The 9,438-nt window shown below is 65.0% G+C and carries 7 protein-coding genes; 4 read left to right on the plus strand and 3 right to left on the minus strand.

Going from position 1 to position 9,438, the window contains the following annotated elements; translation table 11 throughout:
• Positions 1-82 precede the first annotated feature (82 nt).
• Positions 83-769 (minus strand): DUF2848 domain-containing protein, encoded by a 687-nt coding sequence (locus FXB41_RS32995; RefSeq protein ID WP_219684726.1) that lies wholly within the window; start codon positions 767-769, stop codon positions 83-85.
• Complete coding sequence (locus FXB41_RS33000; protein ID WP_219684727.1) at positions 762-2,111, minus strand: amidase; 1,350 nt, start codon at positions 2,109-2,111, stop codon at positions 762-764. The genes FXB41_RS32995 and FXB41_RS33000 overlap by 8 nt, the downstream gene beginning before the upstream one ends.
• Before the next feature lie 173 nt (positions 2,112-2,284).
• On the opposite strand from FXB41_RS33000, the gene FXB41_RS33005 reads away from it, so the two are divergent.
• The 4 genes from FXB41_RS33005 (at position 2,285) to FXB41_RS33020 (ending at position 6,170) form a co-directional block, all read left to right on the plus strand.
• On the plus strand, positions 2,285-2,698 hold the full coding sequence (locus tag FXB41_RS33005; protein WP_219684728.1) for a Zn-ribbon domain-containing OB-fold protein: 414 nt from the start codon (positions 2,285-2,287) through the stop codon (positions 2,696-2,698).
• A 3-nt stretch (positions 2,699-2,701) separates the two neighbouring features.
• On the plus strand, positions 2,702-3,841 hold the full coding sequence (locus tag FXB41_RS33010; protein ID WP_219684729.1) for a thiolase C-terminal domain-containing protein: 1,140 nt from the start codon (positions 2,702-2,704) through the stop codon (positions 3,839-3,841).
• Positions 3,842-4,011: 170 nt separating this feature from the next.
• A complete protein-coding gene (locus FXB41_RS33015; RefSeq protein ID WP_007593675.1) occupies positions 4,012-4,926 on the plus strand; it encodes an SDR family oxidoreductase in 915 nt (304 codons plus the stop codon).
• 131 nt (positions 4,927-5,057) lie between these two features.
• Entirely contained in the window at positions 5,058-6,170 is a 1,113-nt protein-coding gene (locus FXB41_RS33020) for an SMP-30/gluconolactonase/LRE family protein (RefSeq protein WP_007593676.1), read from the plus strand.
• A gap of 99 nt (positions 6,171-6,269) precedes the next feature.
• Here the strand turns inward: FXB41_RS33020 and ppc are convergent, their stop codons facing one another.
• Positions 6,270-9,059 carry a phosphoenolpyruvate carboxylase gene (ppc, locus tag FXB41_RS33025; protein WP_219684730.1) on the minus strand — a complete coding sequence of 930 codons (2,790 nt, stop codon included), beginning with the start codon at positions 9,057-9,059 and terminating at the stop codon, positions 6,270-6,272.
• Positions 9,060-9,438 lie beyond the last annotated feature (379 nt).

Below are 9,438 nucleotides of genomic sequence, written 5' to 3' on the forward strand. Positions count from 1 at the left end.
CGATTTAGGGGAGGCTCAGAATCCCTGCGCAGAACCAGTCTGGATTGCTTCGCTTCGCTCGCAATGACGGTGCGGAGGCGCCTCAGCCCCTCACCGGCAGCGTCACCACGTCGTAGCCGTGCTTGATCGTCCGCCTCAGCACGGGATCTTCCAGCTCGAAATCGAAACGGTCGGCGGGGCGGATACCGCCTTTCGCCGCAAACGTACCGCCGAACATGGCGCAGCCGTCGGGGAATTTTCCACTCTCGAAGCCACGCGCGATCAAGTCAACCACCGGAAGCATCGCGTCGAGCGTGCCCTCCTGGTAGAGCACGCGCTCGCCCTTGATGGTGGCCCAGGAGCGCAGGATCATCCTGTCCCAATGGCCGATGACGTCCTCGAGCTCCCACAGCGTTGAGGAGATCGGCTTGTCGCACATCTGCTTGGACACCGTGACGTTGTAGGCCTCGACCTTGCGGTCGGTGTGGTCGGAGCCGCAGCCGACGAAAATGCGACCCTGCCAGCCGATCAGCACGAACTCGACCTCGCCGCTGGAATCGCCGCCAGTGCACTCGATGCTGTCTTCCATTGTCAGGCGCCGCGCCGAGGCGCGATAGTAGATCGGCGTCGAGGCTGGCGGGGCGATACCCATCTCCTGCAGCTCGGCAATGTGCTTGTCGCGCGCGACCGGATCGCGGCCGGTCCAGCCGGCGATGACCATCTGGTCGATCGCCAGCGTCAGCGGCGTGGTGGTGTCCTGGGCGTCGACGGTGAAAGTCAGGTCAAACACGAATTACGGCCTCCATGCCGGCAGCAAGCTCGAAGATACGGCGGTCCGATCCGCCCGCGCCCGCCAGCATCAGGCCGACCGGAATCTCGCCCTCGCGATGCGCAGGCAGCGAGATGGCGCAGCCGTCGATCATGTTGATCAGGGTGCAATTGCGGAGCGCCCGCAGGTTTTCCCTGGTGAACGCCTTGTCGTCGGCAAGATCCGCAATTTTCGGCGGCGTGTTGGCGGTGGTCGGCAGCACCAGCGCGTCATAGGGAGCGATGCGCGCATTGACGCGGGCGATCAGCGAGCGGCGCTCGTTGAGAAGATCGATGTAGTCCGCCGCGCTCTGCGCCTCGCCGCGCATGATGCGCACGGAGACTCTGGGATCGTAGACGTCGCCCTTGGACGTGAGGAGGTAGCGATGCCAGGCATAGCTTTCGGAAGCCGCAAAGCCGCCCTTGGCGTTCATCGGTCCGATGTCGTGGAATTCGGCCATCTCGATGCGCTCGATGATCGCACCGTGATCGGCAAGGCTCTTGAGCGCCCGCTCGAATGTCCCGGCCACGGCCGCATCGAGGTCGTCGAGCGCGATCGTGGTCGGCACCGCCAGCCGCATGCCCTTGACCGGGCGAGGCTTCAGCGGGGCGATCGGCTCGTTGGCGAGCACGGCGTCGAGAATGGCACAGCAACTGACCGATCGTGCCAGCGGCCCGATGCTGTCGAGCGAGAACGACAGCGGCACAGCCCCATCGAGCGGCACGCGCCGCTGCGTCGGCTTGTAGCCGACGATGCCGTTATAGGCCGCCGGAATCCGGCAGGAGCCGCCGGTGTCGGTGCCGAGCGCGCCATGCGCCATGCCGTCGAGCACAGAGACCGCGGCACCCGAAGACGAACCGCCGGGCACGTGGCCCTCGGCCCGGTTCCAGGCGCCCTTTGGCGTGCCGTAATGCGGATTGATGCCGATGCCGGAATAGGCGAACTCGGTCATGTTGGTGCGCCCGATCACGACGAAGCCGGCCTTGCGCAGCCGCGCCACCGTGGGGGCATCCTGTTCGGCCGGCGAGGAATCGTCGAGCGCGCGGGAGCCGGCGCGCGTCACCTGGCCCTTGATGTCGAAGAGATCCTTGATCGAGACCGGGATACCGGCGTAGCGCGAGGGCGCCGCCTTCACCTTGCGCAAACCGTCCATCGCATCCGCCGCCACAAGCGCGGCATCCTTGTCGACATGGATGAAAGCACGCTGCCCCTCGCCGGCCGGATCGGCGATTTTGGCGATGCAAGCCTCGACCAGCTTGCGGGAGCTGGTGCGGCCGCTTTCGAGGTCTTCGGCGAGCTTCTTCAGTGTCGAAAAATCGGGCATGTCTGTCTCACGGAATATTTGCGCGCAATGTATAGCGCTGCCTCACTTCGACACAAGCATTGTGCGCATGATGGCATGCATGCGCATTGCTGGACCGTTGACGCGCCATGGTCGATTGTCGCATCAAGATCGCAACAGCCGGGCTTAGCTTGGCCTTGGGAGGACCTGCCGAGATGGCCGAACCGCAGCGCGCGCGACCGAAACCGACGCCGGAGACCCAGCATTTCTGGGACGGCACCAAGGCGGGCGAGTTGCGCCTGCAGCGCTGCGACGCCTGCGCGCATGTCTATTTCCCGCCACGCCCGTTCTGCCCGTCCTGCGCCTCGCGCAAGGTCAGCATCTTCAAGGCGAGCGGCAAGGGCTTTCTCTACAGCTACGTGATCAACCACCGTCCCGCCGCGCCCGGCTTCACGCCGCCTTACGCGATCGCGGTAGTCGAGTTCGACGAGGGGCCGCGGATGATGAGCAACATCATCGACTGCCCGCAGACACCGGAGGCGCTCGAACTCGACATGAAGCTCGAGGTCGCCTTCGAGGCGCTCGACGACAAGATCACCCTCCCCGTATTCCGTCCGGCGAAGGGATAGGCCATGCGCAGCAACCAGGTTGCCGTCGTCGGCGCGGCCGAGACCACCGAACTCGGTGTCATCCCCAACGCCTCGCAGCTCCAGCTTCACGCGGATGCGGCGCTCAATGCCATCGCCGATGCCGGGCTGAAGCTGTCCGACATCGACGGTTTCGCCACCGCGGTCGAAACGCCGCAGCAGGTCTGCCACTACCTCGGCATCAAGCCGACCTGGGTGGACGGCACCTCAGTCGGCGGCTGCTCGTTCATGCTGCATGTCCGCCATGCCGCCGCGGCGATCGAGGCCGGCCTCTGCAAGACGGTGCTGATCACCCATGCCGAGAGCGGCAAGTCGATGATCGGCAAGGCACCGCGTTCGATCCCCGCCGACAGCCTGCAAGGCCAGTTCGAGGCGCCGTTCGGCGTCTATGGCCCCCCCAGCATGTTCCCGATCCCCGTGCTGCGCTTCATGAAGACCTACGGCATCACGCACGAGCAACTCGCCTCGGTCGCGGTGGTGCAGCGGGAATGGGCGGCGAAGAATCCGCGCGCGATGATGAAGGATCCGATCACGGTCGCGGACGTCCTCAACTCGCGCATGATCGCCTATCCGTTCCGCCTGCTGCAGTGCTGCCTCGTCACCGACGGCGGCGGCGCGTTGATCCTGACCTCGGCCGACCGCGCCAGGGATTTTCCGCGCAAGCCCGTCTACATCATGGGCACCGGCGAGAGCGTGGAGACGCCGATGGTCAGCCAGATGGAGACGTTCAACTCCTCGCGCGCGTTCAAGACCGCGGGGCCCCTAGCGTTCAGGGAGGCCGGCATCGCGCATAAGGACGTCGACCATCTCATGATCTACGACGCGTTTGCGCATCTGCCGCTGTTCGGCCTCGGCGATCTCGGCTTCATGCCGCACGAGGAGACCGGCAAGTTCATCGCCGACGGCAACACGCGGCCAGGCGGCAAGCTGCCGCTCAACACCAATGGCGGCGGCTTGAGCTACATGCATTCGGGCATGTACGGCATGTATGCGCTTCAGGAGAGCGTGCGGCAGATGCGCGGTATTGCGCCAGCGCAGGTCGCGAATGCGAAGATTTCGGTGTGTCACGGCGTCGGCGGCATGTTCGCCGCGTCGGGCACGATCGTGTTTACGAACGAGAGGTAATGAGCTGCTCGCCTCTCCCTCTCCCCGTTCTTACGGGGAGAGGGTTGGGGTGAGGGGCTGCTTCCACACACTCGGACTCGCGGAGAGTCCCCCCTCACCCGGATCGCATCTTCGATGCGATCCGACCTCTCCCCGCAAGCGGGGCGAGGTAAGACAACAGGAGAACCCAAATGACGAAATCACTGCAAGACAAGGTCATCATCGTCACCGGCGCAGGCCGCGGCATCGGGCGGGAGATCGCGCTACTCTGCGCTGGCGAGGGCGCCAAGGTCGTCGTCAACGATCCCGGCGTCGCCGCGGACGGCGCCGGCACCAGCGCCGCGCCCGCCGAGGAAGTGGTCGAGGAGATCAAGAAGCGCGGCGGCACCGCGGTTGCCAATTTCGAGTCGGTGGCCGAAGCCATCCCCGCGAGCAAGATCGTGAAGACCGCGACCGATCATTTCGGCCGGCTCGACGGCGTGGTCAACAATGCGGGCATTTTGCGCGACATGATCTTCCACAAGATGAGCGTGGAAGCGTTCGAGGCCGTCATCAAGGTGCATTTGATGGGCTCGTTCTACGTTTCGCACGCGGCAGCGCGAATTTTCCGCGAGCAGGAGAGCGGATCGTTCGTGCATTTCACCTCGACCTCCGGCCTGATCGGCAATTTCGGCCAGGCCAACTACGCCGCCGCCAAGCTCGGCATCGTCGGCCTGTCGAAGTCGATTGCGCTCGACATGGGCCGCTTCAACGTCCGTTCCAACTGCGTCTCGCCGTTCGCCTGGACCCGCATGATCGGCACCATCCCGACCGAGACCGAAGCCGAGAAGGCGCGCGTCGAGAAGATCAAGCAGATGGGCCCGGAGAAGATCGCGCCGGTCTGCGCCTATCTGCTCTCCGATGCCGCCAAGGACGTCTCCGGGCAGATCTTTGGGGCACGCATGAACGAGCTGTTCCTGTTCAGCCAGAACCGTCCGCTGCGCTCGGTGCACCGGAGCGAAGGCTGGACGCCGCAGTCGATCGCGGAACATGGCATGCCGGCGCTGAAGGGATCGTTCTACAAGCTCGACCGCTCCGCCGACATCTTCCCTTGGGATCCCGTGTAAGGAATCCCGTCGGACCGCATTTGCGGCATCTCTGCCCTGCGATCTCCGGTTATCTTACTCCGGAGATCGCTCCGCTTTACGCCCGATTGCTGGCGGATCATTTCCTCCCAACACAATTTTGGGAGGAAACCATGACAAGAATACTGACCAACTCCGACGACACGACTGCAAGCAGCGGCCTCGCCCGCCGCACGCTGCTCAAGGGCGCCGCGACTGTCGCCGCGTCTGCCCTGCTCGCCTCGAACGCGGACGCCCGCGACTTCGGCGCCAATGCCGAGCCGCAGCGCTATCCCGATCCTGACATCATTGCCATCGATCCCAAGCGCTTCAAGGCCAAGGTCGGCAACACCGCGATCAAGCGGCTCTATACCGGCTGCCTGTGGGCGGAAGGGCCAGCGTGGAATGCGCAGGGGCAATATCTCGTCTGGAGCGACATCCCCGCCAACCGGCAGCTGCGCTACCTCGACGACGACGGCCATATCTCCGAGCAATTCCACAAGCCGTCGAACGAGGCCAACGGCAACTCGTTCGACACCGAGGGCCGCCAGATCAGCGCCGAGCGCACCCGCCTCGTCCGCTACGAGCATGATGGTTCGGTGACGTCGCTGGCCGAACAGGCCAACGGCAAGCCGCTCAACGGCCCGAACGACATGGTGGTGCATCCCAACGACAAGGCGATCTGGTTCACCGATCCCGGCTACGGCGCGATCAGCATCTATGAGGGCAAGCTTGCCAATACCGGCTCGCTGCAGCCGTATCAGAAGGAAGCGGTTTATCGCATTGATCCGCAGAGCGGCCAGGTCGCGAAGGTGGCCGACGAGCCGTTCAAGCCGAACGGCATCGCTTTCAGTCACGACTACAAGAAGCTCTATGTCTGCGACACCGGCATCACGCATTATCCGCAAGCCGAGAACGTGGTGTGGTCCTACGACATCGACGGGGCGAAGCTGTCGAACCCGAAGAAGCTGATCGACATGAAGCTCGACGGCAAATCAGGCTTTCCCGATGGGTTGCGGGTCGACACTGAGGGCAATATCTGGGTCGGCGCCGGCTGGGTTGGCCCCGGCTACGACGGCGTGCAGGTGTTCGCGCCGAACGACGGCGCGCGCATCGGGCAGATCCTGTTGCCCGAGACCTGCGCCAACGTTTGCTTCGGCGGCAAGAAGCGCAACCGCCTGTTCATGACCGCGAGCCAGTCGCTCTATGCGGTGTACGTGGAGACGCAGGGCGCGCATTTCTGTTGAACGACCCGCCGTCATTCCGGGGCGGCTCGCAGAGCCGAACCCGGAATCTCGAGGTTCCGGGTTCGATGCTTCGCATCGCCCCGGAACGACGGGCCTGAATTACCCCGTATTCCGTAACCCCGCCGAGATCCCGTTGATGGTCAGTTGAATCCCGCGCAGCACCTGCTCGTCCGGGTTCTGCGCGCGGTGCTCTTTCAGCAGTTCGACCTGCACGTGGTTGAGCGGGTCGAGATAGGGGAAGCGGTGGCGCACCGAGCGCTCCAGCAGCGGATTACTCTGCAGCAGCCGGTCCTGGCCCATGATGTCCAGCAGCGTCTCGATGCAGGAATGCCATTCGCGGCGGATGCGGCCGAAGATTTTTTCGCGGAGCGCCTCATCCGGCACGAGCTCGGCATAGCGCGAGGCGATCGCGATCGAGCTTTTGGCCAGCACCATGTCCATGTTCGACAACAGCATGCGGAAGAACGGCCATTCCTTGTAGAGCTCTTTGAGGAACGGCATGCCCTTGTCGGGATGCTCCGCGATCCATTGCTCGACCGCGCTGCCGAATCCGTACCAGCCGGGCAGCATCAGGCGGCATTGCGCCCAGGAGAACACCCAGGGGATGGCGCGCAAATCCTCGATCGCGCGCGTCTTTTTGCGCGAGGCCGGGCGGCTGCCGATGTTCAGCGTCGCGATCTCGTTGATGACGGTGGACGCCCAGAAATAATCGACGAACCCCTCGGTCTCGTAGACGAGGCCGCGATAGGCCTTGAAGGCGAGGTTTGAAAGCTCGTCCATCGCAGTCAGATATTCGCGCCGGGGCGCACTCTGGCGCGGATGCAGCAGGCTCGCTTCCAGCGTCGCGGCGGCAAGGATCTCCAGATTGTTGCGGCCGACTTCGGCGTTGGAATATTTCGAGGAGATGATCTCGCCCTGCTCGGTGATGCGGATCTGGCCGTTCACCGCGCCGCCGGGCTGGGCTATGATGGCATCGTAGCTCGGGCCGCCGCCGCGGCCGACCGAACCGCCGCGGCCATGGAACAGGCGCAGGCGCACGTGATGACGCTCGAATACGTCAACGAGGTTGATCTCGGCCTTGTAGAGCTCCCAGCCCGAAGTGACGAAGCCGCCATCCTTGTTCGAGTCGGAATAGCCCAGCATGACCTCCTGCACGCTGCCGCGGCTGTCGACCAGCCGGCGATAATCGTGCAGCGAGAGCATGCGGTCCATGATGGCGCTGGAAGCCTGCAAATCCTCGATGGTCTCGAACAGCGGCACGATATTGATGGCGCTGCGCCCGGAGGGATGCACCAGCCCCACCTCCTTCAGGAGCACCGCGACCTCGAGCATGTCGGACATGCCCTTGCACATCGAGATGATGCATTGGGGGATGGCGTCCGAGCCGAACTTCGCATGCGCTTCTGCTGCGGCATGGAAGACGTTGAGCTCGCCCATCGTCTCGTCGCTGTACTTGACGAATGGCGACACCAGCGAGCGCGTCGACCGCAACTCGTTGGTGAGCAGCGAGATGCGGGCGTCCTCGCCGAGCGCGAGATACGACATGCCGGGATTGGCGGCATCCATCAGCTCGGCAATGGTGCGCTCGTGCACCGCCGAGTTCTGGCGGATGTCGAGCCGCGCCAGATGGAATCCGAAGCAGTCCACCGCACGGCGCAGCAGCCGCAGCCGGCCGCGGGCGATGACGCCGGCGTTGTTGGAGATCAGCGAGCGGTGCAGCACGTCGAGATCGGCCTTGAACTCCCCGACGCTGTCATAGGGCGCGCCCTTGCCGACCGGCCGGCGCGTGATCTCGACCTGAAGCATTTCGGCCGTGGCGGTGAGGCGCGCATAGATGCCCGAGACCGCAAGCCGATAAGGCTCGCCGCTCCGGTGCGGCGAGGTATCGGGCGAGCGCTCAGCGAGCGTGCGCAGCTCCTCGGAGACGTCGGCGAGATGCGCTGCGATCGACAGCTCGGAGCCGAGCACGTGCAGCTCATTGAGATAGAACTGCATCACCCGGCTCGACTGCAACCGCAGCGTGCCGCGCATCACGTCGGCGGTGACGAAGGGATTGCCGTCGCGGTCGCCGCCGATCCAGCTGCCCATGCGCAGGAACGAGGCGAGCTCGCCGGCCGCCTGCTCGCCGCCCTCCTCCAGCCGGTCCTCCAGCGTGTTGACCAGCCGCGGCACCTCGCGCAGAAACGTGTAATCGTAGAACGACAGGCCGTTGGCGACCTCATCGAGCACGGTGAGCTTGGTCCGGCGCAGCAGATTGGTCTGCCACAGCGTCAGCACCTCGCGGCGGAGCTGCTCGTCGCTTGCGGCGGCCTCCTCCGCCGTCAGCGCGACACGCTCGCGACGATCGAGCAGGGCGGCGACCTCCATCTCGCGGTCCATCGTGCTCTTGCGGCGGACCTCGGTCGGATGCGCGGTCAGGACCGGGCTGACCAGCGCGCTCTTGAAGAAGTTGCGCAGGGCATCGGCGCCGATGCCCGCAGCCCTGGCATGGGCAAGCGTCTCGGCCAGCACGCCGGAGCCGCCGCCCTTGTTGGCGCGCATCTGGCGAATGTTGTTCTGGTCTTCGGCGATGTTGGCGAGGTGGGAGAAATAGCTGAAGGCGCGGACGATCCGCACCGTCTCCGAGGTCGAGATGCTGTCGAGGATCTGCTCGAGCTCGCGACGGGCGAGCCGGTCCTCATCGCGGTGGAATCGGATCGAGGTCTGCCGGATGCGCTCGACCAGGTCGAACAATTCGGCGCCCTCCTGGTCGCGCACGGTGTCGCCGAGGATGCGCCCGAGCAGGCGGATATCGTCCCGCAGGCGCGTGTCCGCCTCCAGGGCCTGGACATCCTCGGGGCGGTTGGGGCGTTGGTCGGCGGTGTCAGACGGTACGGTCTGGAGGGACATTGGCTCGCTCCGCTGTTCGAGCTCGCTTGGCTGCCCGGCTCAGCCGAGTGTGCAAGTTTTTTGCCGCAGCGCAAGATGAAGTTGGGGGCGGCGCGGCAACATCACCGATCATGGGAGAAATGCGCCTTGCTGAGCGGCGCGCGCACACGTCCGCCGTCTCGCGGCGCAAGCGCCCGAGTTTTGCTGTCCGTTTCGCCCTCATCGCAAAGAAAGGGCGCAGGGAAGGCCGGGCGCCGGCTGGCACCCAGGGTCCGCACGCGAAAAACGCACGCGGGGGTGACCACAGGTGATGCCGGAACATCCGGCCTTCCCTGCGCAATGGTTTTACGGCTTATGGCGCGCTCTCCCCGGGGAGCGATGCACTATTGCCCCCGTCGCC

This window comes from Bradyrhizobium canariense (assembly GCF_019402665.1).
Classification (GTDB): domain Bacteria; phylum Pseudomonadota; class Alphaproteobacteria; order Rhizobiales; family Xanthobacteraceae; genus Bradyrhizobium; species Bradyrhizobium canariense.

Excerpts from the sequence above, each read along its gene's own strand:
- FXB41_RS33015 (WP_007593675.1), top strand. The coding sequence starts at position 4,012 with ATGACGAAATCACTGCAAGACAAGGTCATCATCGTCACCGGCGCAGGC.
- FXB41_RS33010 (WP_219684729.1), top strand. The coding sequence starts at position 2,702 with ATGCGCAGCAACCAGGTTGCCGTCGTCGGCGCGGCCGAGACCACCGAA.
- FXB41_RS33000 (WP_219684727.1), bottom strand. The coding sequence starts at position 2,111 with ATGCCCGATTTTTCGACACTGAAGAAGCTCGCCGAAGACCTCGAAAGC.
- FXB41_RS33005 (WP_219684728.1), top strand. The coding sequence starts at position 2,285 with ATGGCCGAACCGCAGCGCGCGCGACCGAAACCGACGCCGGAGACCCAG.
- ppc (WP_219684730.1), bottom strand. The coding sequence starts at position 9,059 with ATGTCCCTCCAGACCGTACCGTCTGACACCGCCGACCAACGCCCCAAC.
- FXB41_RS33020 (WP_007593676.1), top strand. The coding sequence starts at position 5,058 with ATGACAAGAATACTGACCAACTCCGACGACACGACTGCAAGCAGCGGC.